General features: G+C 67.0%; 23 protein-coding genes. 16 read left to right on the top strand and 7 right to left on the bottom strand.

The window, feature by feature from the left end:
- The first annotated feature begins 40 nt into the window (after window positions 1-40).
- Both JIP62_RS09410 and typA read left to right on the top strand, forming a co-directional pair.
- Window positions 41-1,126, top strand: a complete 1,086-nt coding sequence (locus JIP62_RS09410) for a glycosyltransferase family 4 protein (RefSeq protein WP_201101940.1) — start codon at window positions 41-43, stop codon at window positions 1,124-1,126.
- 126 nt (window positions 1,127-1,252) lie between these two features.
- Window positions 1,253-3,085 carry a translational GTPase TypA gene (gene typA / locus JIP62_RS09405; protein WP_201101939.1) on the top strand — a complete coding sequence of 611 codons (1,833 nt, stop codon included), beginning with the start codon at window positions 1,253-1,255 and terminating at the stop codon, window positions 3,083-3,085.
- 98 nt (window positions 3,086-3,183) lie between these two features.
- Here typA and JIP62_RS09400 read toward each other — a convergent pair whose 3' ends face one another.
- A complete protein-coding gene (locus JIP62_RS09400; protein ID WP_201101938.1) occupies window positions 3,184-3,423 on the bottom strand; it encodes a GlsB/YeaQ/YmgE family stress response membrane protein in 240 nt (79 codons plus the stop codon).
- A gap of 174 nt (window positions 3,424-3,597) precedes the next feature.
- Between JIP62_RS09400 and fabA the strand changes: the two genes are divergently transcribed.
- Window positions 3,598-4,131: a 3-hydroxyacyl-[acyl-carrier-protein] dehydratase FabA gene (gene fabA / locus JIP62_RS09395; RefSeq protein WP_201101937.1), complete on the top strand. Its 534-nt coding sequence runs from the start codon at window positions 3,598-3,600 to the stop codon at window positions 4,129-4,131.
- Between the two features lie 57 nt (window positions 4,132-4,188).
- On the top strand, window positions 4,189-5,418 hold the full coding sequence (gene fabB, locus JIP62_RS09390) for a beta-ketoacyl-ACP synthase I (protein WP_201101936.1): 1,230 nt from the start codon (window positions 4,189-4,191) through the stop codon (window positions 5,416-5,418).
- 4 nt (window positions 5,419-5,422) lie between these two features.
- Here the strand turns inward: fabB and JIP62_RS09385 are convergent, their stop codons facing one another.
- On the bottom strand, window positions 5,423-7,030 hold the full coding sequence (locus JIP62_RS09385; protein ID WP_201101935.1) for a response regulator: 1,608 nt from the start codon (window positions 7,028-7,030) through the stop codon (window positions 5,423-5,425).
- A gap of 198 nt (window positions 7,031-7,228) precedes the next feature.
- Here JIP62_RS09385 and JIP62_RS09380 point away from each other — a divergent pair, with 198 nt between their 5' ends.
- Window positions 7,229-8,488: a cation:proton antiporter gene (locus JIP62_RS09380; protein WP_230974711.1), complete on the top strand. Its 1,260-nt coding sequence runs from the start codon at window positions 7,229-7,231 to the stop codon at window positions 8,486-8,488.
- Window positions 8,489-8,548: 60 nt separating this feature from the next.
- The gene (locus JIP62_RS09375) at window positions 8,549-9,370 is read left to right on the top strand and encodes an enoyl-ACP reductase FabI (protein ID WP_201101934.1); all 822 of its coding nucleotides are present in this window, start codon (window positions 8,549-8,551) and stop codon (window positions 9,368-9,370) included.
- 166 nt (window positions 9,371-9,536) lie between these two features.
- Here the strand turns inward: JIP62_RS09375 and JIP62_RS09370 are convergent, their stop codons facing one another.
- On the bottom strand, window positions 9,537-10,703 hold the full coding sequence (locus JIP62_RS09370; protein WP_201101933.1) for an aminotransferase class V-fold PLP-dependent enzyme: 1,167 nt from the start codon (window positions 10,701-10,703) through the stop codon (window positions 9,537-9,539).
- A gap of 73 nt (window positions 10,704-10,776) precedes the next feature.
- Window positions 10,777-13,623 carry a preprotein translocase subunit SecA gene (gene secA / locus JIP62_RS09365; RefSeq protein WP_201101932.1) on the bottom strand — a complete coding sequence of 949 codons (2,847 nt, stop codon included), beginning with the start codon at window positions 13,621-13,623 and terminating at the stop codon, window positions 10,777-10,779.
- 265 nt (window positions 13,624-13,888) lie between these two features.
- Between secA and JIP62_RS09360 the strand changes: the two genes are divergently transcribed.
- Genes JIP62_RS09360 through JIP62_RS09345 form a run of 4 tightly spaced genes read left to right on the top strand, consistent with a single transcriptional unit; the run spans window position 13,889 to window position 16,909 of the window.
- The gene (locus JIP62_RS09360) at window positions 13,889-14,854 is read left to right on the top strand and encodes a peptidylprolyl isomerase (RefSeq protein ID WP_201101931.1); all 966 of its coding nucleotides are present in this window, start codon (window positions 13,889-13,891) and stop codon (window positions 14,852-14,854) included.
- Complete coding sequence (argJ, locus tag JIP62_RS09355) at window positions 14,851-16,308, top strand: bifunctional glutamate N-acetyltransferase/amino-acid acetyltransferase ArgJ (RefSeq protein ID WP_201101930.1); 1,458 nt, start codon at window positions 14,851-14,853, stop codon at window positions 16,306-16,308. The genes JIP62_RS09360 and argJ overlap by 4 nt, the downstream gene beginning before the upstream one ends.
- Window positions 16,309-16,316: 8 nt before the next feature.
- Entirely contained in the window at window positions 16,317-16,715 is a 399-nt protein-coding gene (locus tag JIP62_RS09350; RefSeq protein WP_407932733.1) for a (deoxy)nucleoside triphosphate pyrophosphohydrolase, read from the top strand.
- A gap of 14 nt (window positions 16,716-16,729) precedes the next feature.
- Window positions 16,730-16,909, top strand: a complete 180-nt coding sequence (locus JIP62_RS09345; protein WP_201101928.1) for a Flp family type IVb pilin — start codon at window positions 16,730-16,732, stop codon at window positions 16,907-16,909.
- 11 nt (window positions 16,910-16,920) lie between these two features.
- Here JIP62_RS09345 and JIP62_RS09340 read toward each other — a convergent pair whose 3' ends face one another.
- Complete coding sequence (locus JIP62_RS09340) at window positions 16,921-17,811, bottom strand: methyltransferase domain-containing protein (RefSeq protein WP_201101927.1); 891 nt, start codon at window positions 17,809-17,811, stop codon at window positions 16,921-16,923.
- Between JIP62_RS09340 and JIP62_RS09335 the strand changes: the two genes are divergently transcribed.
- Genes JIP62_RS09335 through JIP62_RS09315 form a run of 5 tightly spaced genes read left to right on the top strand, consistent with a single transcriptional unit; the run spans window position 17,810 to window position 20,675 of the window.
- Window positions 17,810-18,616, top strand: coding sequence for a ComF family protein (locus JIP62_RS09335; RefSeq protein ID WP_201101926.1), 807 nt, complete (start codon window positions 17,810-17,812; stop codon window positions 18,614-18,616). The genes JIP62_RS09340 and JIP62_RS09335 overlap by 2 nt on opposite strands.
- Window positions 18,617-18,647: 31 nt before the next feature.
- The gene (gene grxC / locus JIP62_RS09330; RefSeq protein WP_201101925.1) at window positions 18,648-18,905 is read left to right on the top strand and encodes a glutaredoxin 3; all 258 of its coding nucleotides are present in this window, start codon (window positions 18,648-18,650) and stop codon (window positions 18,903-18,905) included.
- Complete coding sequence (locus JIP62_RS09325; RefSeq protein ID WP_201101924.1) at window positions 18,905-19,744, top strand: carbon-nitrogen hydrolase family protein; 840 nt, start codon at window positions 18,905-18,907, stop codon at window positions 19,742-19,744. The genes grxC and JIP62_RS09325 overlap by 1 nt, the downstream gene beginning before the upstream one ends.
- Window positions 19,741-20,172: a DUF1178 family protein gene (locus JIP62_RS09320; protein ID WP_201101923.1), complete on the top strand. Its 432-nt coding sequence runs from the start codon at window positions 19,741-19,743 to the stop codon at window positions 20,170-20,172. The genes JIP62_RS09325 and JIP62_RS09320 overlap by 4 nt, the downstream gene beginning before the upstream one ends.
- Entirely contained in the window at window positions 20,172-20,675 is a 504-nt protein-coding gene (locus JIP62_RS09315; RefSeq protein ID WP_230974710.1) for a GNAT family N-acetyltransferase, read from the top strand. The genes JIP62_RS09320 and JIP62_RS09315 overlap by 1 nt, the downstream gene beginning before the upstream one ends.
- On the opposite strand, the gene JIP62_RS09310 is transcribed toward JIP62_RS09315, so the two are convergent.
- Both JIP62_RS09310 and ubiG read right to left on the bottom strand, forming a co-directional pair.
- Window positions 20,676-20,909: a hypothetical protein gene (locus JIP62_RS09310; protein ID WP_201101922.1), complete on the bottom strand. Its 234-nt coding sequence runs from the start codon at window positions 20,907-20,909 to the stop codon at window positions 20,676-20,678.
- Window positions 20,910-21,006: 97 nt separating this feature from the next.
- Window positions 21,007-21,813, bottom strand: coding sequence for a bifunctional 2-polyprenyl-6-hydroxyphenol methylase/3-demethylubiquinol 3-O-methyltransferase UbiG (gene ubiG, locus JIP62_RS09305; protein WP_201101921.1), 807 nt, complete (start codon window positions 21,811-21,813; stop codon window positions 21,007-21,009).
- 64 nt (window positions 21,814-21,877) lie between these two features.
- Here ubiG and JIP62_RS09300 point away from each other — a divergent pair, with 64 nt between their 5' ends.
- On the top strand, window positions 21,878-23,143 hold the full coding sequence (locus tag JIP62_RS09300) for an aspartate kinase (protein ID WP_201104675.1): 1,266 nt from the start codon (window positions 21,878-21,880) through the stop codon (window positions 23,141-23,143).
- Window positions 23,144-23,232: the final 89 nt, after the last annotated feature.

Genomic DNA, 23,232 nt, shown 5'->3' with positions numbered 1-23,232 from the left:
TGGGTTGCGGTCTCGCTCACGGTGAAAGTCGCCGCCCGCAATGCGCATCGTCCTGGCCACAGACGCCTGGGAACCCCAGGTAAACGGCGTCGTCCGCACCCTGACCCGCACCGTGTCCGAATGCCTGGCCATGGGCCATGAGGTCGAGGTCATCGAACCCAGCCAGTTCAAGACCATCCCGGCTCCCACCTATCCCGAGATCCGCCTGGCCCTGGGGGCAGAGGAAGAGATCCGCGAGCGGCTGCGCGCCTTCGAGCCCGAGGCCGTCCACATCGCCACCGAAGGGCCGATCGGCATCGCCACGCGGCGGATCTGCGTGGAATGGAAGCTGCCCTTCACGACCAGCTATCACACGAAATTCCCCGAATACATCTCGGCCCGTTTCCCGGTCCCGGTGCAGGTCGGCTATGCCTATATGAAGTGGTTCCACAAGCCGTCGGGACGGCTGATGGTGGCCACGCCGACGCTTCGCGACGAACTTCTGGAACGGGGTTTCCGCAATGTCTCGCCTTGGTCGCGGGGGGTGGATACCGAACAGTTCAACCCCGACCTGGAGCCGATCTATGCCGAACTGGGCGGGGCCGACTGGCCGCGGCCCTTCTGGCTGAACGTCGGCCGGGTGGCGGTCGAGAAGAATATCGAGGCCTTCCTGGAAACCGACCTGCCGGGCACCAAGATCGTGGTCGGCGACGGCCCGGCGCGGGCGGAGCTTGAGGCCAAATATCCGCAGGCCAAATTCCTCGGGGCCAAGTTCGGTCAGGAACTGGGCCGATGCTTCCGCGACGCCGATGTGTTCGTCTTCCCCAGCTGGACCGACACCTTTGGTCTGGTGATCCTGGAATCCATGGCGGCGGGCACGCCGGTGGCCGCCTATCCGGCGCATGGTCCGATCGACATCATTCCCGGATCGAATGCCGGGGCCATCGATCCGGACCTGAAGACCGCCTGCATGGCCGCGCTGGAGTGCGACCGGGCCCAGGTGCGGGCCTATGCCGAAAAATTCAGCTGGCGGGCCTCGGCCGAACAGTTCGTCGAGAACTTGGAGCCCTATCCCGAGCCGGAGCGGGGCCGGTTCTGGCGGCGTTTGCGCCGGATCGCCCGGCTGCGGCGGCGCCAGGCCGCCTGAGTCGCCTAACGACGCCCTCTGGCCTTTCGCGCCACACCCCTGTATGAGGCGCGCGCTCCCCGCATGACGCTTTTCCTTAAGCGGCCCCGCTTCTGCCCGGCCGCGTTTTCGCATTGAACGACCGACATGAACCTTCGCAACGTCGCCATCATCGCCCACGTCGACCATGGCAAGACCACCCTGGTGGACCAGCTGCTCGCCCAATCCGGTGTCTTCCGAGCCAATGAGGCGACGACCGAACGGGCGATGGATTCCAACGATCAGGAAAAAGAGCGCGGCATCACCATCCTGGCCAAATGCACGTCCGTGCTGTGGAACGGCAAGGCGGGCGAGACCCGGATCAACATCATCGACACTCCGGGCCACGCCGACTTCGGCGGCGAGGTCGAGCGTATCCTGGGCATGGTGGACGGCTGCGTCATCCTGGTGGATGCCGAAGAGGGCGTCATGCCCCAGACCAAGTTCGTGCTGACCAAGGCCCTGAAGATGGGCCTGCGCCCGATCCTGTGCATCAACAAGGTCGACCGCGCCCACGCCGACCCCGACCGGGTGCATAACGAGACCTTCGACCTGTTCGCGGCCATCGGCGCAACGGACGAGCAGCTGGACTTCCCGCACATCTATGCTTCGGGCCGCAACGGCTGGGCGACGCTGGATCTGAACCAGCCCAACGACAACCTGGCCCCGCTGTTCGACCTGATCGTCGACCATGTGCCGCCGCCCAAGGTGCAGGAAAACAAGGACAAGCCGTTCCAGATGCTGAACGTGCTGATCGAAAGCGATCCGTTCCTCGGCCGGATCCTGACGGGCCGTATTCAGTCGGGCAAGGCGGTTCCCGGGATGGCGATCCACGCCCTGGATCGCGAAGGCAAGGAAATCGAGCGCGGCCGCATCACCAAGGTGCTGGCCTTCCGCGGCCTGAAGCGTCAGCCGCTGGACGAAGGATCCGAGGCCGGCGATATCGTCGCCATTGCCGGCATGTCCAAGGCCACGGTGGCCGACACCCTGTGCGCCATGGAAGTCACCGAGGCGCTGGACGCCCAGCCGATCGACCCGCCGACCATCTCCATGACGGTGGGCGTCAACGACAGCCCGCTGGCCGGGCGCGAAGGCGACAAGGTCCAGTCGCGCGTCATCCGCGACCGTCTGCTGAAAGAGGCCGAGGCCAATGTCGCGATCCGCGTCACCACCACCGAAGGCGGCGACGCCTATGAGGTGGCCGGCCGCGGCGAACTTCAGCTGGGCGTGCTGATCGAAAACATGCGCCGCGAAGGCTTCGAGGTTTCGATCTCGCGTCCGCGCGTCGTCTATCAACAAGGCGAGAACGGCGAGAAGCTGGAGCCGATCGAGGACGTCATGATCGACGTCGACGACGAATTCTCGGGCATCGTCATCGAGAAGCTGGCGGCGCGTAAGGCCGAGATGACCGACATGGGCCCGTCGGGTGCCGGCAAGACGCGGATTCAGCTGAAATGCCCGTCGCGTTCGCTGATCGGCTATCAGGGCGAGTTCCTGACCGACACGCGCGGCTCGGGCGTGCTGAACCGGGTCTTCTCGCATTATGAGCCGTATAAGGGTGAGATCGCCGGCCGTCTGAAGGGTGTGCTGATCTCGAACTCCGATGGCGAGACGGCGGCCTTTGCCCTGTGGAACCTGGAAGACCGCGGCGTGATGTTCGTGGGCGCGGGCGAAAAGACCTATCAGGGCATGATCATCGGCGAGAACAGCCGCTGGGATGACCTGGACGTCAACCCCATCAAGGGCAAGCAGCTGACCAACGTCCGGGCGGCTGGCAAGGACGAGGCCGTGCGTCTGACGCCGCCGCGCCAGATGTCGCTGGAGCAGGCCATCGCCTACATCGACGAGGACGAACTGGTCGAGGTGACGCCCAAGTCGATCCGCTTGCGCAAGCAGATCCTGAACCCCAGCTTCCGCAAGAAGCGCGTCCGCCCCGACTGATGCTCGCCATCAGCGAAGCGACCGGGTGACAACCCAAAAGGAAAGGGCGGCCCCCGCAAGGGAGCCGCCCTTTTTCGTCCTGTAGGACGGTGCTGCGCTTAGCGGCGCTTCACCAGACCCAGCAGGAAGAGCAGGATGATCGCACCCAGGGTGGCGACGATGGTCGAGCCAATCCAACCGCCCCAGGCGAAGCCCAGCGCATTGGCGATGAAGCCACCGATGACCGCGCCGACGATGCCGACGATCAGGTTGGTCAGCAGGCCGTGATTGCGGCCCATGATCTTTTCGGCCAGCCAGCCGGCGATGATACCGACGATAATCCAGAAGATGATGTTCATTGAGTAGTCCTTCCATCCAAAGCCTTGGTCCGCCCTAAATGCGCCATGTGGCATGGGGTTGCACGGCCACGCTTGATCCGGTGTCCGAAGCGTCACCGCAGCTAATGGAGTTGAGCCCCGCACCTGCCTCGTGTAACCCCGCCTCCTGAGCAGAAGCCTGCGGAGCGTGCCGAATTGACCCAGACCCAATATCCGTCGTCCTTCGACAAGGAAGCCCTGCTGGCGTCCGGTCGCGGCGAACTGTTCGGTCCGGGCAATGCCCAGCTGCCTGCTCCGCCGATGCTGATGTTCGATCGGATCACCCAGATCAGCGCGGACGGCGGGGCCCACGGCAAGGGCTATGTCGAGGCCGAGCTGGATATCCATCCGGACCTCTGGTTCTTCCAGTGTCACTTCATCGGCGATCCCGTCATGCCCGGCTGCCTGGGCCTGGATGCCATGTGGCAGCTGGTGGGCTTCTATCTGGGCTGGATCGGTGGTCCTGGCCGCGGGCGGGCTCTGGGCGTCGGCGAGGTGAAATTCACCGGCCAGGTCCAGCCGGACATCAAGAAGGTCGTCTATAAGATCGATCTGAAGCGGGTCATCAACCGCCGTCTGGTCATGGGCATTGCCGATGGCGTGCTGGAAGCCGACGGCGTGCCTATCTATAGCTGTCAGGACATGCGCGTCGGCCTGTTCGGCGGGACGTCCGAAGCCGTCGGCGGCTGATCGACCATCAAAAGACCGCGCGTCACGCGGCGACTCTAAGACTGAGAAGGAAACACCATGCGGCGTGTCGTCGTCACCGGCCTGGGCATCGTCTCTTCCATCGGCACCGGACAGGATGAGGTCACCGCCTCCCTGCGCGAAGCCCGTTCGGGGGTAGTCGCTGCCCCGGACCATGCCCAGCATGGATTCCGGTCGCAGGTCTGGGCCCCGCCGTCGCTGGGCGTCACGGCCGAGGACTGGGCCCCCCATGTCGACCGCCGCGCTGCGCGATTCCTGGCCAACGGCACCGCCTGGGGTCACATCGCCTTTGAAGAAGCGCTGAAGGATTCGGGCCTGAGCGCCGAAGAGATCAAGTCCGAACGCATCGGCCTGATCGTGGGCGAGGGCGGACCCTCGACCCAGGTCATCCTGCAGGCGGCCGCCACCACGGTGGAAAAGGGCTCGCCCAAGCGCATCGGTCCGTTCGCCGTGCCCAAGGCCATGGCATCGGGCCCCTCGGCCGTGCTGGCGACGTGGTTCCAGCTGAAGGGCATCAACTATTCGATCAGTTCGGCCTGTGCGACCAGCGCCCACTGCATCGGGGCTGCAGCCGAACAGATCGCCTGGGGCAAGCAGGACGTGGTCTTCGCCGGCGGATGCGAGGACATCGACTGGTCCATGTCGAACATGTTCGACGCGATGGGGGCCATGTCCTCCGACTTCAACGATAGGCCGTCGGTCGCCTCGCGCGCCTATGACAAGGATCGCGACGGCTTCGTGATCGCGGGCGGTGCCGGCATCGTCGTGCTGGAGGAATATGAGCGGGCCGTGGCGCGCGGCGCGACCATCTATGCCGAAGTCACCGGCTATGGTGCCAATTCCGATGGCTATGACATGGTCGCTCCCTCGGGCGAGGGGGCCGAGCGCTGCATGAAGATCGCGCTGGAAATGGCCGGCAATCCGAAGATCGACTATCTGAACCCGCACGGCACCTCGACGCCCGTGGGCGACTCCAAGGAGATGGGCGCGGTCCGCAATGTCTTCGGCGACGACCTGCCCATGATCTCCTCGACCAAGTCGCTGACCGGCCATTCGCTGGGCGCCGCCGGGGCCCAGGAGGCGATCTACTGCCTGCTGATGATGAAGCACGGCTTTGCTGCCGAAAGCGCCCACATCGAAAACCTCGATCCCGAGTTCGAGGGCATGCCCATCCTGCGTCAGCGCCACGATGGCGAGCTGAAGCACGTCATGTCCAACAGCTTCGGCTTCGGCGGCACGAACGGAACGCTGATCCTGTCGAAGGTCTGACGGCTCAGGCCGCCGCGCGGTCCGCGGTCAAGGCGGGGGTCAGGGCGCGGCGGATGGCATCGAGCAGGACCTCGGGCTGGATCGGTTTTTGAACCACGCCGTCCATTCCGGCCGCCAGATAGGCTTCGGCATCGCGATCGTCCGCATTGGCGGTCAGGGCCAGGATCGGCAGGCCGGCCACCGGTCCTGGCAGGGCGCGGATCGCGCGGGTGGCCTCGACGCCGTCCATGACCGGCATCTTGATGTCCATCAGGATCAGGTCATAGGTACCGGTCCGCGCGGCCTCGACCGCCGCGCGTCCATCCTCGACCATATCGGCGGTGCATCCGAACAGCTCCAGAAGCTTGCCCGCGAGGAAGCGGTTCGTGGCATTGTCGTCGACGACCAGGACGTGAAGCGTCTCATGTGGGGTGGGCTCTGCCATGTCCGGGACCCCGGCGCTTTCTATCTCGACGGCGGGTGCCGCAAAGGAGAAGCTGAACCGCGCCCCGCCTGTCGGGGCCGTGGAGAGGGAGATGGTGCCCCCCACTCGCTCCACGATCTGGCGGCAGATGGCCAGACCCAGCCCGGCCCCGGCGCTTGAGCGGCCCGCATCGCCGGTGTTGAAAGGCTCGAAGATGGTCGCGGCGGCGGTTTCCGGCACGCCGGGACCACTGTCGTCGACGGACCCGGTCACCTGCACTCCTTCGGCCGTGGCCTCGGTCGTCAGAAGCACCTGGATGCCGCCGGTCTCGGTGAACTTGATGGCGTTGCCGATCAGATTGTTGAACAGCTGCTTCAGCCGGACCCCGTCAGCGACGATGCCGTCGGCGGCGCTCAGACTGGCCTCGACGCTCAGGGACAGGCTCTTCTCCTCGGCCCGCGGCCGCCATAGCCGATCAAGGTCGGCGGCCAGCTCCGACAGGCTGAGCGGGGCCGGCTCCAGCGCCAGCAGGCCCGCCTCGGCCCGCGACATGTCCAGAGCGTCGGTCAGCAGGCGCAGCAGGCCCTGGCCGGACTCCACGATGGTGTCGACATGGGGGCGCAGCGCCTCCTGGGTCAGCAGACGCTGCATCAGGGCCGCGACGCCCAGCACACCGTTCAGGGGCGTGCGGATTTCGTGGCTCATCACCGCCAGAAATTCGGACTTGGCGCGGCTGGAGGCGCGGGCGCGGGCCTCGGCGGCGGCCAGACCGCGGGCCAATTCGCCCATCTCCTCGGCGCGCCGCTTGTAGAGCGCGCTGCCCGCCTGGAGCACCTGCAGAATGGCGCCGACGCCGACGTAGCGCCCCTGGCGGTCCACGGCGATGAAGCCGCCCAGCAGCGACGCGGCCTCGCTGGAATCTATGGTGGCGAAGAAGGCCTCGGCGCCGTCCTCCGCGCGCGCGATGGAGGGCCGATCGTTCATCAGGGCCGACACTGGCCGCTTGGCATAGAGTTCGCGGCCGAAGGCGCCGGCCATCTTCAGGGTGAAGGCGTTGCGCTCGATCAGACCCAGCGGACGGTGATCCTCGTCGACGACCGCGATGACCAGGGTGTTCGGCTCGGCCAGGAACCGCTCATACACTTCGGCTCCCCGGGTGGTCGGGAACACGGGTGTTGCCGCCTCGATATAGTCGCCGATCCGCGCCATGCGCCCTCCCGGCCGTCTCACAGGCCACGGGCGTATGGCTTAGCTGTCGGCGCTTAACGACCGGTTGGCCCAGTGTGAAACTTTTTCAATGAAAACAGCAAACTAACGCGGCGTTCGGAGCATTTGTCACGATCGCTTCCTTCCCGCAGCTCGCCGGCTTGTCGGGAACCGAACACGGCGTTACGCCTTGTCTAGCGCTTGATCCCGGAGCCCGCCCTGACCCCCGATCCCTATATCCTGTTCCTGCTGGGGCTCGGCCTGGTGGTCCTGCTGGTCAGCTGGGCGCCCGTGGGGCTGAAGCGGCTGCCGCTGACGCTGGCGATCCTGTGCGTGGGGGTGGGCGTCGGCGTCTTCTCCACGGGGCTGATGGCCTTCAACCCCGATCCGCGTACCTGGGACACGGTGACGGAGAAGCTGACCGAGCTGGTGGTCATCATCAGCCTGATGGGTTGCGGGCTCAAACTGGACCGAAAGCTGGGTTGGAAACGCTGGGCGGTGACCTGGCGATTGCTGGCCATCGCCATGCCGCTGACGATCGGCGCGGTCCTGGTGCTGGGGGTCTGGGGTCTGGGGCTGGCCCTGCCGATGGCGCTGCTGCTGGGCGCAGCCATGGCCCCGACCGATCCGGTGCTGGCCTCTGACGTCCAGGTGGGCCCGCCCGGCTCCGGCGAGGAGGACGAAGTGCGGTTCGGCCTGACGTCCGAGGCGGGCCTGAACGACGCCCTGGCCTTTCCCTTCGTGCATCTGGCCATATTGGCATCGCTGGGCGGACTGGCGACCAGCGAGGGACTGCTCGACTGGGGCCTGGTCAAGGTGGGATGGAAGATCGCCGCCGGTCTGGGCATGGGCTGGCTGGTCGGCGCGGCCTTTGGTTGGCTGCTGTTCCGGGATTCCAGCCGCAGGCTGTCCCACCTGGGCGACGGGCTGATTGCCCTGGCGGCCACCTTCCTGGCCTATGCCGCCACTGAACTGGTGCACGGCTACGGATTTCTGGCGGTGTTCGTGGCGGCGGTGACGATCCGCAATTGGGAGCGCGACCACGCGTTTCACGAAGAAATGCACGACCTGTCGGATCAGGTCGAACGGCTGCTGATGATGCTGCTGCTGGTTCTTTTTGGCGGTGCGCTGGCCAACGGCCTTCTGGCCAGCCTGACATGGATCGATATCGCGGTCGCCCTGGGCATCCTGCTGATCGTGCGCCCAGTTGCAGGGCTGCTGGCGCTGATCGGGGCTCCCCAGCCCTTCAGGGAGAAGCTGCTGCTGGCCTTTCTGGGCATTCGGGGTGTCGGTTCGATCTACTATGTCGCCTATGGCCTGAATCACGGGGATTTCGGCAACAGCGAGCGGCTCTGGGCCCTGGTGGGCTTTATCGTCCTGGCTTCCATCGTCATTCATGGCGTCACGGCGACGCCGCTGCTGGAGCGGCTGGCCAGGTGGCGGACCGCCAGGGCAGGCTGAGCCTTCCGTCCGGGCATCGCCCCTGCTAACCCTCCGCGTTCAGAACACGGAGACGCAATCATGGCGAGCGACAGCGGCTGGACCTTTCCCACCGGCGAACTGATGAAGGGCAAGAAGGGCCTGGTCATGGGGGTGGCAAACGCCAACTCCATCGCCTGGGGCATCGCCTCTCAGCTGGCGGCGCAGGGGGCCGAGCTGGCCTTTACCTATCTGGGCGAAAGCCTGGAGCGCCGGGTGCGGCCGCTGGCCGAAAGCGTCGGGGCCAAGCTGCTGATCCAGGCCGACGTCACCGACGATGCCTCGATGGATGCCGCCTTCGAGCAGCTGGAAAAGGAATTCGGCACGATCGACTTCGTCGTCCATTCGGTGGCTTTCGCCAACAAGGACGAGCTGAAGGGGTCGTTTATCGACAACACCAGCCGCGACAGCTTCCTCTTGGCCATGAACATCAGCTGTTTCAGCTTCGTCGACGTGGCCCGGCGCGCGTCCAAGATCATGCCGAACGGCGGATCGATGATCACCATGACCTATCTGGGGTCGGAGCGGGCCATCCCGAACTACAACACCATGGGCGTGGCCAAGGCGGCGCTGGAGGCGGCGACCCGCTATATCGCACGCGACCTGGGGCCCCGCGGCATCCGCGTCAACGCCATCTCGGCCGGAGCCATGCGGACCCTGTCGCTGGCCGGGATTTCGGGCGGACGGGGCATGATCGCCCAAGGCCGTGCCATGTCGGCGATGAAGGAGGACACCTCGATGGAGGGCGTCGCCGGGGCCGCCCTGTGGCTGTGCTCGGACCTGGGCCTCTCGACCACGGGCGAGGTCATCCACGTCGACGCCGGCTTCCACATGATGGGCCTGGCCAGCGACGACGAGGGCTGACACTGTTTCGTCATTCCGGGGATTGGCGAAGCCAAGAACCCGGAACCCAGGAGGCTGTCACAGGTCTCAAGGTTGCGTCTGCCATTTAAGCTGTTCCCCTGGGTTCCGGGTTCGCTCTTCGAGCGCCCCGGAATGACGGGCAGTTGGGGGTGGCTCGGTTAAATGCTCAGACCAGGACGCGGGCGCAGACGCTGATCAGGCGCTCGACGTCGTCCGCGTCCTGATAGAGACCAAAGCCGAAGCGGATCGTGTCGTCGCGCACATCGGTGACGACATCGGCGGCCAGAAGGGCGGCGCGCCAGGTCTGGGCCTCCGGATGGCGCAGGGCCAGGAAGCGAGCGCGCGGTCCATCGCCCTCGACCGGATTGACGATCCGCGCCTGTGACAGCCGTCCCGCCGATCCGGCCCGGACCGCCTCCTGGAACTGGCGCTGCAGGCCAAGCGCGTGTTCGGAGATGGCGGCGGTGGTCAGGCCCTGGTCGTCCAGCATCGTGCGGACGGCATTGAACCGGTAAAGCGGCGTGGAATCGAAGGTCGCGCCCCAGAAGCGGCCGGCGTCGGCCCGGTACTGCACCCCGTCCGGTGGGCCCATCAGATTGCCGAACTCGGCGAACCAGCCTGTCTCGACCGGCCGTTCGCAGAAGCCCGGCGGGGCGTGCAGGATGCCGGCCCCCTCGCCGGTCATGGCGTATTTGTAGCCGCCGGTGACATAGAAGACCTTGTCCTGGACCGCCGACAGGTCGGTCGGGGTGGCCATGAAGCCGTGATAGCCGTCGACCAGGACCCAGGGCCCCTCGGGCCGGGCCAGGGCGGCCAGGGCCTCCAGCCCGTCAAAGGCCTGACCCGTCTTGAAGAAGACCTGACTGACGACGATCCAGTCGAACTGGGCCGCTTCCGCCTCGCTGACGAAACGCTGGGCAAAGGTGTCGAAGGGTTCCAGCGGCACGCGGTGCACCGAGGCCAATCCCGCTTCTTCCCAGCGCTCCGCCTGGCGGCGGAAGGAATGGAATTCGCCGTCCGTGGACAGGATCCGCACCGGGCGGCGCTCGAAGCCCGAAAAGATGCGCAGCAGGAAGTCGTGGGTGTTGGGCGAGAACACCACCGTCTCGGGGTCAGACAGGTTCAGCTCGCGCGCCACATGGGCCTGGGCCTGGGGAATGGCCTCTCCGAAGATCAGGTCCCATTTGCGATCGGCGTGCTGGTTGGCTTCCATCCACGCCCGCATCTGCCCGTCGAACGAGGCGTCGGGCCACAGGTGATGGCTGTGCGCGGCGAAATGCAGCCGCTCGGGAGCCAGGGACAGGGCGCGGGAGAAGAGGGGCTTGTAGGTCATGGCACACCTCTAGCACGGTCGGTGCGCTGTCTCCTCCCTATCGCGCCGCGACAGGGAGGAGACGGGGAGGGTCTTAGACCAGCGCCCCGTGGCAGTGTTTGAACTTGCGGCCCGAGCCACAGGGGCAGTCGGCGTTGCGGGACGTGCGCTGCCAGCCGGGGGGCAGGGCCTCGACCGGCAGGCGGGCGCGGTCGTCGCCTTGCAGCACGCCTTCCGGCGCCTGGGCGGCGGGATTGGCCATCTCGTTCTCGCCGGTGCCGGGATTCAGGTGGATCTCCTGGAACTCGGGCAGTTCGGGCGGCGGCTGGAAGCGGAACTCCACCGTCATCAGCCAGCGGGTCACATTGTGGCGCAGGTCGTACAGAAGGCTTTCAAACAGGCTGAAGGCCTCAGTCTTGTACTCGTTCAGCGGATCGCGCTGGCCATAGCCGCGCAGGCCGATCACGCCGCGCAGATGGTCCAGGTGGACCAGGTGCTCGCGCCACTGCATGTCGATCATCTGCAGCAGGAACTGTTTTTCCAGGCCGCGCATCTGGGCATCGCCGATCTGGCCCAGGCGTTCGGCCACACGGGCGTCGGCGGCGGCCAGCAGGCGTTCCTCGACCTCTTCATTGGACACGCCTTCCTCGGCGGCCCAGTCGTGCAGCGGCACATCCAGACCCAGGGTCGACTTCACCTTTTCGTTCAGGCCGTCGATGTCCCACTGTTCGGCATAGGCCTTGGGCGGCATGAACCGCTCGACCAGATCGTGGATGGCGTCGTTGCGGAACTCGGTGATCAGCTCGGACGAATCCTCGGCGTCCATGAACTCCTGGCGCTGCTCGAACACGGCCTTGCGCTGGTCGTTCACGACGTCGTCGTATTTCAGCAGGTTCTTGCGGATGTCGTAGTTGCGGGTCTCGACGCGCTTCTGGGCGGTCTCGATGGCGCGGTTCAGCCAGGGGTGGGTGATGGCCTCACCCTCGGCCACACCGAAGGACCGCATGATCGAATCCAGCCGGTCGCCGGCAAAGATGCGCAGCAGGTCGTCCTCGCAGCAGAGGAAGAATTTCGACGTGCCGGGGTCGCCCTGACGGCCCGTCCGGCCGCGCAGCTGGTTGTCGATGCGGCGGCTTTCGTGACGCTCCGTGCCCAGGACGAACAGGCCCCCGGCGGCCAGGGAGACCTGACGGCGCTCCTCGATCTCGGCGCGGTACTGAGCCTCGACGGCGGCCTCGGCCTCGGGCGTGATCTCGATGGCCATGTTGCGCTGATCCTGGCGCCAGCGCTGCATGCGCATTTCCAGGTTGCCGCCCAGCTGGATGTCGGTGCCGCGTCCGGCCATGTTGGTGGCGATCGTGACCGCGCCGGGCAGGCCCGCATCGGCAACGATGAAGGCTTCCTGTTCGTGCTGACGGGCGTTCAGCACATTGTGCGGAATGCCCCGGCCGGTGGCATAGGTGATGTCATAGGCCTCGTCGCCCAGCTTCTGGGCTTCCTTCTCACGCCCGACATAGGCCGGCTTGAGCGTGCGGCCCGTCTCGACCTTGTACTCATAGGTCTGGAGCAGTTCGGACAGGGTCTCGGACTTTTCGATCGAGACGGTGCCGACCAGGATCGGCTGGCCCTTCACATGGCACTGGGCGATCTGGTGGGCGATGGCCCGGTTCTTTTCGTCAAAGGTCCGATAGACCTCGTCGTCGTGGTCGATGCGGATGACCGGGCGGTGCGTCGGGACCTCCAGGACGTCCATCTTGTAGATGTCGAGGAATTCCTGAGCCTCGGTGGCGGCCGTGCCGGTCATGCCGGACAGCTTTTCGTAGAGGCGGAAATAGTTCTGGATCGTGACCGAGGCCAGGGTCTGGTTCTCGGGCTGGATCTTGACGCCTTCCTTGGCCTCGATCGCCTGGTGCAGCCCTTCGGACAGGCGGCGGCCCTGCATCATGCGGCCGGTGAACTCGTCGATCAGCATCACCTCGCCGGAGCGGATGATATAGTCCTTGTCACGGGTGTAGAGGGTGTTGGCGCGCAGGGCCTGGTTGATGTGGTGCACCAGGGTGATGTTGGCCGCATCGTAAAGGCCGGTGGTGTCGGCGGCGAACAGGCCGCGCGCCTCGAGGATCTCCTCGATCTTCTCGGAGCCTTCCTCGGTCAGCAGGGCCTGGCGCTGCTTCTCGTCCAGGTCGTAGGTCGACTTGTCCTGGATCAGTTCCTTGATGATGCCGTCGACGATCAAATACAGGTCCGACCGATCCTCGGTCGGGCCCGAGATGATCAGGGGCGTGCGGGCCTCGTCGATCAGGATGGAGTCGACCTCGTCGACGATGGCGAAATGGTGCGGGCGCTGCACCATCTCGCGCCGGTCATAGACCAGGTTGTCGCGCAGATAGTCGAAGCCGAACTCGTTGTTGGTGCCATAGGTGATGTCGGCGGCATAGGCGGCCTGACGCTGGCCCTGCGACAGGCCGTTGACGATGACCCCGACTTCCAGTCCCAGGAAGCGATAGACCCGGCCCATCCATTCGGCGTCGCGGCGGGCCAGATAGTCGTTGACGGTGATGACGTGGACGCCCTTGCCGGTCAGGGCATTCAGATAGGCCGGGGCGATAGCGACCAGGGTCTTGCCCTCGCCGGTCCGCATCTCGGCGATGCCGCCTTCGTCCAGGATCATGCCGCCGGCCAGCTGTACGTCGTACTGACGCTGGCCCAGCACCCGCTTGGACGCCTCGCGCGCCACGGCGAAGGCCTCGTTCAGGATCTGGTCGGTAGTTTCGCCCTTCTCCAGCCGGTCCTTGAAGGCGTCGGTCATCATCCGCAGCTCGCCGTCCGACAGGGCGGCGAATTTGGGTTCCAGGGCGTTAATCTTCTGCACCTGGGCCATGAAGCCCTTGACCTTGCGGTCATTGGAGGAGCCGAACAGTTTCTTGGCGAAGCCGAGCATGGGGTATCCGGTAAGCGGTCGAGCGGTGCGAAAGCTCTGAACGGGGGCCCGAACGGGCCGGGAATGGAATGCGGGGGTCGGCGAGCCGTCCACAGGCCCCGGACGCCTTCAAAACGAGGCGCGCGTCATGGGGCCGCGCAGACGATCGAAAACCCCTCGACTTGGGCGCAGGCGGGACTTAAGCACCGGCCTTATCCCTGTCAACGCGAGGGGCTTTTTGCGTTCGACGCAATTCGCCCGCAGGATCAGGGGACAGGAGCGCGCCATGGCCCTTTTGAACCGGTTTTCCAAGACCCCGATCCTGTCCATTCTGGCGGTGGTGAGCCTGAGTTTGGCGGCCTGCGGCGGCGGGGGCGGCGACGATCGCGCGCCCGAGCCGGGCGACCGGGCGGTGGCCCGCGTCCAGGGCGAGACCATCTGGGCCTCCGACGTGCGCCGCGAAGCCGTGGCCCAGGGCCTGATCGGAGAAGGCGAGCCGTTCGATGTGACCTCGGTCCTGTTCCGCCGCGTGCTGGACGAGGTGGTCGACCAACGCCTGCTGGCCGCGGAGGCCGAGCGTCGGGGTCTGGACAACAGCCCGCTGGTGCAGCGGCGGCTGCAGGCGACGCGCGACCGTATCCTGGGCGACGTCCTGATCGAGACCACCATCGACGGGGCCATTTCGGATCAGGCGGTCGAGACCCTGTATCAGGAGCAGCTGCGGCTGGCGCGCAGTTCGGAAGAGATTCGCGTGCGGCTGATCCTGTCGCGCACGCGGGCCGAGGCGGATGCAGTCATCGGCATGCTGGGCCAGGGGGCGGCCTTCGAGGCCCTGGCCATGCAGCGCTCGATCGATCAGGCGACGCAGTTTTCGGGCGGTGACCTAGGTTATTCGACGCTGGACGTCATGCCCCAGGCCTATGCCAGCGCTCTTCGCGACAAGCCGGCCGGATCGACCGTAGGCCCGTTCCAGACCGAGGGCGGCTGGGCCGTGCTGCGGGTCGAGGATCGCCGCCGCGAAAGCCCGCCGACCCTGGACCAGGCCCGGCCCCAGATCGTGCGCTATCTGACCTATGAGGGGGTGCGCCAGCTGCTGGAGGAGCTGCGTGGCGGGGCCGAGGTGGAAATCCTCCTGTCCGGCGATGTGGCCCCCGAGCTGCAGGAACCGGCGTCGGCACCGCGCGTGCCCGCGCCCGCTGCGGCCCCCGCCCCCGCCCCGGTCGAAACCCCCGCGCCCAAGGCCGCTTCATGAGCCGAAATCCAGACAAGTCCGGCACCGCGAAAACCGCGACGAACAAGACCACGCCGAACAAGACGGGCGCCAGCAAGGCAGGGCAGTCCATCGAGGCCGCGCTGGAAAAGGCACTGGATCCCCTGGCCACGGCACTGAAACGGGCCACGACCCGCCCGGCCCCCGCTGTGGCGACGCCGCCGGCCGCACCGGGCAAGCCGGGCCTGGCCGTTTCGCCGCTGGCCGTGCCGTTTCCGATCATCCCCCCGATCGGCGGGGTCGAGATGGCGACGGCCCGCGCCGGCTTCTACAAGCATGAACGCGACGACCTGGTGGTATTCCGGTTCGCGCGCGGGACCACCTGCGCGGGCGTCTTCACCCGGCACAAGGTCGGCTCGGCCCCCGTCGACTGGTGCCGCCGCCATCTGGACGCCGAGGACGGGGGCAAGGATGTGCGCGCCCTGGTCGTCAATGCCGGGTGCGCCAATGCCTTCACCGGAAAGCCGGGGGCCGATGCGGCACGTCGGACGGCCTCGGAAGTGGCCAAACGGTTCGGCTGTCGTCAGCGCGATGTGATGCTGGCCTCCACCGGGGTGATCGGGGTCCTGCTGGACGATCGCAAGATCGCCACCCGGCTGGGTGATATCGAGGCGCGGCTGGATGCCGACGTCCATCCGACCGAGCAGTGGGCGGCCGCCGGTCGGGGCATCATGACCACCGACACCTTCCCCAAGGGGTCCTATGCCGAGGCCGAGATCGAGGGCTACAAGGTCCGGATCGCCGGCATCGCCAAGGGGTCGGGCATGATCGCCCCCGACATGGCGACCATGCTGGCCTTCATCGTCACGGACGCGGCCATCGCCCCGCCGGTGCTGCGGGCCCTGCTGGGCCTGCACGTCCGCACCACCTTCAACAGCGTGACGGTGGACGGCGACACCTCGACCAACGACACCTGCCTTCTGTTCGCGACCGGGGCCTCGGGCGCGCCGCGCATCGGGCGGGTCGGCGACCGGCGGCTGAAGTCCTTTTCGGCAGCCCTGGACAAGGTGATGCTGGATCTCGCGCACCAGCTGGTCCGCGACGGCGAGGGTGCGACCAAATTCGTCAAGGTGACCGTGGACGGTGCCGCCAGCCCCGCCTCGGCGCGGAAACTGGCCAAATCCATCGCCGACAGCCCCCTGGTCAAGACGGCCATCGCCGGCCAGGACGCCAACTGGGGCCGGATCGTCATGGCGGTGGGCAAGACCGACGAACCGGTCGACCGCGACCATCTGGCCATCCGCTTCGGCCCGCACCAGGCGGCGATCGACGGGGCCGTTGCGCCGACCTACGACGAGGCCAAGATGACCGCCTATATGAAGCAGTCCGAGATCGACATCACCGTCGATGTCGGCGCAGGCCGCGCCTCGGCCACCGTCTGGACCTGCGACCTGACCAAGGGCTACATCGAGATCAACGGCGACTATCGCTCGTGAGCCAGAGCCTGCCTACCGTCCTGGTCGTTGCCGTGGCCCTGATCGACGCCGACGGGCGGGTGCTGATCGCCCAGAGGCCACAGGGCAAGCAACTGGCCGGGCTGTGGGAGTTTCCGGGCGGCAAGGTCGAGCCGGGCGAGCGGCCGGAAGACGCCCTGATCCGTGAACTGCACGAAGAGCTGGGCATCGACGTCAATGCCGCCTGCCTAGCTCCGTTCGTGTTCGCGAGCCACGCTTATGAATCGTTTCACCTTTTGATGCCACTGTACCTGTGTCGGCGCTGGTCCGGGATCGTCCAGAGGCGCGAGCATGCGGCCCTGGCCTGGGTCAGGCCGAACCGGCTGTCGGACTATCCGATGCCGCCCGCCGACGAACCCCTGGTCGCCTGGCTGCGCGACCTTCTGTGACGCCCGGAGGGCCGATGCGACGTCTCATCGCCCGTTTCCTTCAGGACCGCTCCGGGGCCACGGCCCTGGAATACGGGATCATCATGGCGCTGATGTTCCTGGTCATGCTGGGCGCGCTCAGCGCCTTCGGCGGCACGGGCAGCGGCATCTTCAATCGGGCCATGGACGCGATCCGCGAGGGTATGGGCGGCTGACGCCCTGTGCGTCACGGTTTCTGGCGGCCGACCTCCTCGACCCCCAGGGCATCGGCCAGGCGCATCTTGGCCGAGCCGCGCGGCAGGGGCTTCTGCTGGCTGTCGTGCGGGGCCCAGCCGGCCAGGTGGACGATCTCGAACGTCGCGGGAATGCGTCCGTCCGCCTCGGCATGGCGTTCGGCATAGAGGGCGGCGGCGCGGGCCACGATCGATCGCGTCAGGGGGCGCGTGGGCCCTGCCAGGACATTGGTCTCGCCCATGGCGCGCAGGTCGCGGATCAGGGCGAACAGATTAGGGTAGCGCACGGTCACCCGGTCCACATCCGACACCGGCAGAGCAAATCCGGCCCTCTGCAACAGGGCGGCCCCGTCGAAGCCGTCGGCAAAGGGCGAGACGCGGGCCTGGGCCCCGCCGCGCTCGGCCAGTTCCGCCTCGGTCAGAACGCCGCGCAACTCCTTCAGCGTCCCGGCGCCCAGAAGGGTGCCCAGGAACAGGCCGTCCGGCCGCAGGGCCCGGCGGATTTGGCTGAGGGCGCCGGGCAGGTCATTGGCCCAGTGCAGGGTCATCAGCGAGACCACCAGATCGGCCGCGCCGTCCGCCAGCGCCAGGGGTGCCGCGCCGGGGGCCGAAGGATCTCCCGCCTGTCGGACGGTGCCCACACGGGGTGCCGCGACGCTGTCCGACAGGACGTCTGCAAAGACGGACGGATGGGCTGACAGGTCGACGGCCCCGTCGAAATCGCGCAGGATCGCCTCCAGGCTGTGCACCGCATTGTCGGCGGCACGGCGATGCAGGAAATCGGCGGTGCCGATCGTGGTCTGCGACCGGGCCAGACGCGCGGCGCGGCGGCGGGCGTCGAAGATGACCGGCGGGCCGGCGGAAGGGGAGGGGTTCGAGGTCATGCCGTCCTACGATGGGGGCTGGAGCGACGGATGGAAAGCGGCCAGTGGTCGCCTGAGCCTGGCCGCACGGTCCCTGGGGCGAGGGGTGGCCGATCTGATCCTGCCGCCACTGGCCCATGACAGCCCCGAGGCGACGGCCTCGGCGGGGCTGACGCCGGGGGCCTGGAGCCGGGTGACCTTTCTGGAGGCACCGGTCTGCGACGGCTGCGGCGCGGCCTTTGATCACGATGGCGGGGCGTTTGCGGCCGATCGCTGTCCGGCCTGTCTGGCGGCCCCCTATGCCTTTGGCCGGGGCCGGGCGGCCTGTGTCTATGACGAGGCGTCGCGGGGGCTGATCCTGAAGTTCAAACATGGAGACCAGCAGCGGTTCGCCCCCCTTTTCGCGCGCTGGATCAGTCGGTCGGCCGCCGATCTTCTGGCCGATGCCGATGCGGTGGTGCCCGTGCCGCTGCATCGGATGCGGCTCCTGTCGCGGCGGTTCAACCAGGCGGCAGAGGTGGCCCGCCCGCTGGCCCGGTCGGCCGGGCTGGACTATCTGCCCGATGCCTTGGTCCGCGCCCGTCCCACGGACAGCCAGGGCGGCAAGAGCGCGCGGGGACGGCGAATGAATGTCCGCACCGCCTTTGCCGTGACCGAGGCGGGGCGTCGCCGGATCAAGGGTCGGCATCTGCTGCTGGTCGATGATGTGCTGACCACAGGGGCCACGGCCGAAGCCTGTGCCCGCACCCTTCTGGCCGCCGGAGCCCGCGCCGTGGATCTGGCCGTCATTGCCCGGGTGCGAAACGCGCGCGAACTGCCTAGATAGAAGGTATCAGTCCGAACCAGGAGTTTTGAAATTGGCCGACGTCGTCCTCTACACCAAGCCCGGTTGTCCCTATTGCACGGCCGCCAAGTCGCTGTTGCGGAAGAAGGGTGTCGATTTCACCGATATCGTCGCCTCCAATGATCCGGAAAAGAAGGCCGAGATGATCCAGAAGTCGGGCGGGCGCACCACCTTCCCCCAGATCTTCATCGACGGAAAACACATCGGCGGCTCTGACGACATCCATGCGCTGGATGCCCGCGGCGGTCTGGATCCTCTTCTGGCGGCCTGATGTCGCACATGCTGGACATCGCCCTGATCCAGACGCGTACCCCCGCAACGGCGCAGGGGGGGCTGGATCATGTTTCACCTCTGATCCGTCAGGCCGCGGCTGATGGGGCCCAGCTCATCCTGACGCCGGAGGGCACGAATTTCCTCGAGCAGCGCCGCGATCGCCGTGCCCTGGTCCTGAGCGATGAGGACCAGGACGTCTGCGTCCTGGGCCTGCAAGGTCTGGCGGCGGAACTGGGGGTATGGCTGCTGATCGGCTCGGCCATCGTGCGGTCCGGCCATGCCGGGGACGACCGGGCGGCCAACCGGTCGCTGCTGATCGACCCCGGCGGCCGGATCGTCGCCCGCTATGACAAGCTGCACGTGTTCGATGTCGATCTGCCCAATGGCGAGAGCTATCGCGAGAGCGCAGGCATCCGGCCCGGGGATGCCGCCGCCGTGGCCCAAATGCCGTGGGGCCGTCTGGGCCTCAGCGTCTGCTACGACGTGCGCTTTCCGCAGCTGTTCCGCCGTCTGGCCAAGGCAGGGGCCGAGGTGATTGCCGTTCCCGCCGCCTTTACGGTGCCGACCGGGCGGGCACACTGGGAGACCCTGCTGCGGGCCCGCGCCATCGAGACGGGGGCCTTCGTCCTGGCCCCGGCCCAAGGCGGTCTGCACGAGGATGGCCGCAGCACCTGGGGTAGGACCCTGGCGGTCAGCCCGTGGGGCGAGGTGCTGGGCGTGCTGGACCACGACGCGCCGGGCGTTCTGTCGCTGCAGCTGGATCTGTCGGCGGTCGAGACCGCACGCCGCTCGGTGCCGCAGTTGTCTCATGATCGGGAATTTGCGGGTCCGGCATGATCCGATACGCTCTTCAATGCGAGGCCGAGCACGAATTCGAGGCGTGGTTCGGGTCGTCGTCCGACTATGACGATCAGTCGTCACGAGGGCTGGTCGAATGTCCCTTTTGTGGGACCAATCGAGTCGGCAAGCAGATCATGGCCCCCGCTGTGACGGGCACCCGGCGCGCCGATGACCCGCAGGCCCTGGCCCGGATGCAGGCGATGATGATGTCGGCGGCGCGTGAGGTCCGTGCCCACGTCGAGGCCAATTTCGACAATGTCGGCGACGCCTTTGCCCGCGAGGCGCGAGCCATCCATGAGGGCCGCAGCGAAAAGCGCGACATCTATGGTCAGGCGACCCCGGCCGAGGTGCGCTCTCTGAAGGAAGACGGCATTCCCTGTGCGGCCCTGCCTCCCGCTCCGCCCGATCCCGAGAGCCTGAACTGATGGCGTCCCATGCCTGGCGCGCGATGACGCCTGCCGATCTGGACGCCGTGGCCGAGATCGCCAGGGTCGGATTTCCCGATCATTTCGAAGGTCGCGACTGTTTCCAGAACCGGCTGACACTGAATCCGGCAGGCTGTTTCGTCCTGACCGACGACCGGGACACCGTCGGCGGTTATCTGATCGCCTACCCATGGCGGCGCGAGCAAATACCCGCCCTCAACACCCTGATCGAGGCCCTGCCGGAGGATGCCGACGTCCTCTATCTGCATGATCTGGCGATTGCGTCATCGGCCAGGGGCGGAGGGTTCTCGCGGCCCGTCGTCGAGCGGCTGGCGCAGCACGCGCGATCGGACGGATGGCCCGCCCTGACGCTGGTTGCCGTGAACGATGCCGTGGCCTTCTGGCAGGGCCACGGGTTCGTCGTCCATGACAGTGAGGCGCTGCGGGCGCGCCTGGCCGGATATGGTGCGAGCGCCCGCTACATGGTTCGCCGACTGGACTGATCAGTCGCGCGTCCAGCCTTTTTCGGCCATGCAGGTGATGAAGCCGGTGCTGTTGCTGTTGTCGCCGTGGACGGCTTCGCAGGCTTCCTTGGAGGCCTCGAAGGGCTGGGCGTTCTGGCCGTTCCAGTTCACGCCGTCGCTGTCGCCGGCGTCGATCACGGTGATGCAGCCGCTGGTCATCAGGGCGGCGGCCAGGGTTGCGGAAAGGGCGGTCAGGGTGATGAGACGTTTCATGGAACAGCTCCGTTTGAGAGAAGCCTCTTAATTCCACGGCACAGCTTGGCTGTCCCGTTACTTCGATGTCAGGTCGATGAACCCGAAATGAACCGCCTCAGTCGCGGGTTGCGACCATCATATAGTTGATGTCGGCATCGTCCCCCTGACTCCAACGGTCCGCCAGCGGATCATAGGCCAGGCCGAACGGGCCGGTGACGGTCAGGGGTTCGCTCGCCAGCATGGCGCGCAGCTCGTCCGGCTTGATGAACTGACGCCAGTCGTGGGTCCCCGCCGGGACCCAGCGCAGGATGTATTCCGCCGCGACCTTGCCCAGGGCCAGCGCCTTCAGCGTGCGGTTGAGGGTGGCGACGATCAGTATGCCGCCCGGCGCGACCAGGCGCGAACAGGCCCGGATGAAGGCGGCCGGATCGGCGACGTGCTCGATCACCTCCAGCGTCAGTACAACGTCGAAGGGCCCGGCCCCCTCGGCCTCCAGCTGTTCGACGGTGGCGGCGCGATAGGTGATGTCCAGGCCCGACTGTTCGGCATGGGCCCGGGCCGTGCCGATGTTCTCGGGCGCGGCATCCACGGCGGTGACTGCAAATCCCATTCGGCGCATCGGCTCGGCGATCAGGCCCCCGCCACAGCCAATGTCCAGCAGGCTCAGGCCCTGGAAGGCGGCGCGCGCCCTGGGGTCGCGTCCGAAATGGGCAGCGGCCTGGTCGCGGACGAAGGTCAGACGGGCCGGATTGAAGCGATGAAGAGGGGCGAACGGGCCCTTCGGGTCCCACCATTCCGCCGCCTGGGCCGCGAACCGGGCGACATCGGCCGGGTCGATCGACGCCCCGTGCGGTCCCACAGGTGTTCCTGCGGTGTCGCTTTGGGGTTTGCGCTGCGAAAGGGGGTCGTTAGAAGCGGCCATGGGCCGAGGGATGAACCGGCGGGCCCCTTCATGCAAGACGGAGCGGCTCGCCACGATGACGCGGATGCCATCAGATCGACTGGTGCTGAAGTTCGGCGGGACGTCGATGGGCGACCTGGAGCGGATTCGCCGGGCGGCCCGGATCGTGGCGGCAGAGGCGCGGGCCGGAAAACAGGTCGCGGTCGTCGTCTCGGCCATGGCGGGAAAGACCAATGAACTGGTGGCCTGGACCGACGGGGCGGGACCCGCAGCGGCCGGACTGCCCCTGTCCGACGACGAATACGATGTGGTGGTCGCCTCGGGCGAACAGGTGACGGCGGGCCTGCTGGCCCTGACCCTGCGCAACATGGGGCTGAATGCCCGCAGCTGGATGGGCTGGCAGATCCCCATCCTGACCGACGACGCCCATGGCCGGGCGCGGATCGAGGACGTGCCGGGCGAGGTGCTGGGCGCCGCGATGGACGCCGGAGAGATCGCGGTGGTGCCGGGGTTCCAGGGCGTCACCCGCGGAGGCCGGATCACCACCCTGGGCCGCGGCGGCTCGGACACCTCGGCCGTGGCCGTGGCGGCTGCGCTGAACTGTCCGTGCGACATCTATACCGATGTGGACGGGGTCTATACGACCGACCCGCGCATCGAATCCCGGGCCCGCAAGCTGAACCGCGTCTCATACGAAGAGATGCTGGAAATGGCCTCTCTGGGGGCCAAGGTGCTGCAGACCCGGTCGGTCGAACTGGCCATGGCCAAGCGGGTGCCGGTGCGCGTCCTGTCCAGCTTCGTCGAACCCGACGAGGACGGATACCTGCCCGCCGGTGCCGGCACCCTGATCTGCGACGAGGAGGAAATCGTGGAAAAACGTATCGTGTCGGGGGTCACCATGAGCCGCGACGAGGCCCGGATCACCCTCCTGGGCCTGTCGGACCGCACCGACGCCCCTGCCGACGTCTTCACGCGCCTGGCCGAGGCCAGCGTCAATGTCGACATGATCGTGCAGAGCCAGGCCCGTACCGAGGGCACGGTGAACCTGACCTTCACCACCGGTCGCCGCGACGCCAGCCGCGCCGCTGAACTGATGCGCACGCACCAGACCGCCATCGGCTTCGAGGAAATCCGCGTCGATGAAGACGTGGCCAAGGTCTCGGTGGTGGGCGTGGGCATGCGCAGCCATGCCGGCGTCGCCCAGACCATGTTCCGCGCTCTGGCCGACAAGGGCGTCAAGTTCCAGGCCATCTCGACCTCCGAGATCAAGATCAGCGTCCTGATCGACGCCGCCTATGCCGAACTGGCCGTCCGCGCTCTGCACGCGGCCTATGGGCTGGATGGGGTTTAAGTTCACGCATTCGGCCTATGGGCTGGCGGTCCTATAGGGATAGGATGATCGACATCGGCACCCGATGGATGGGTCGCGAACGGGAGAGG

Source organism: Brevundimonas vitisensis (assembly GCF_016656965.1).
GTDB classification, from domain to species: domain Bacteria; phylum Pseudomonadota; class Alphaproteobacteria; order Caulobacterales; family Caulobacteraceae; genus Brevundimonas; species Brevundimonas vitisensis.
This window is presented reverse-complemented; position numbering and strand designations above follow the sequence as displayed.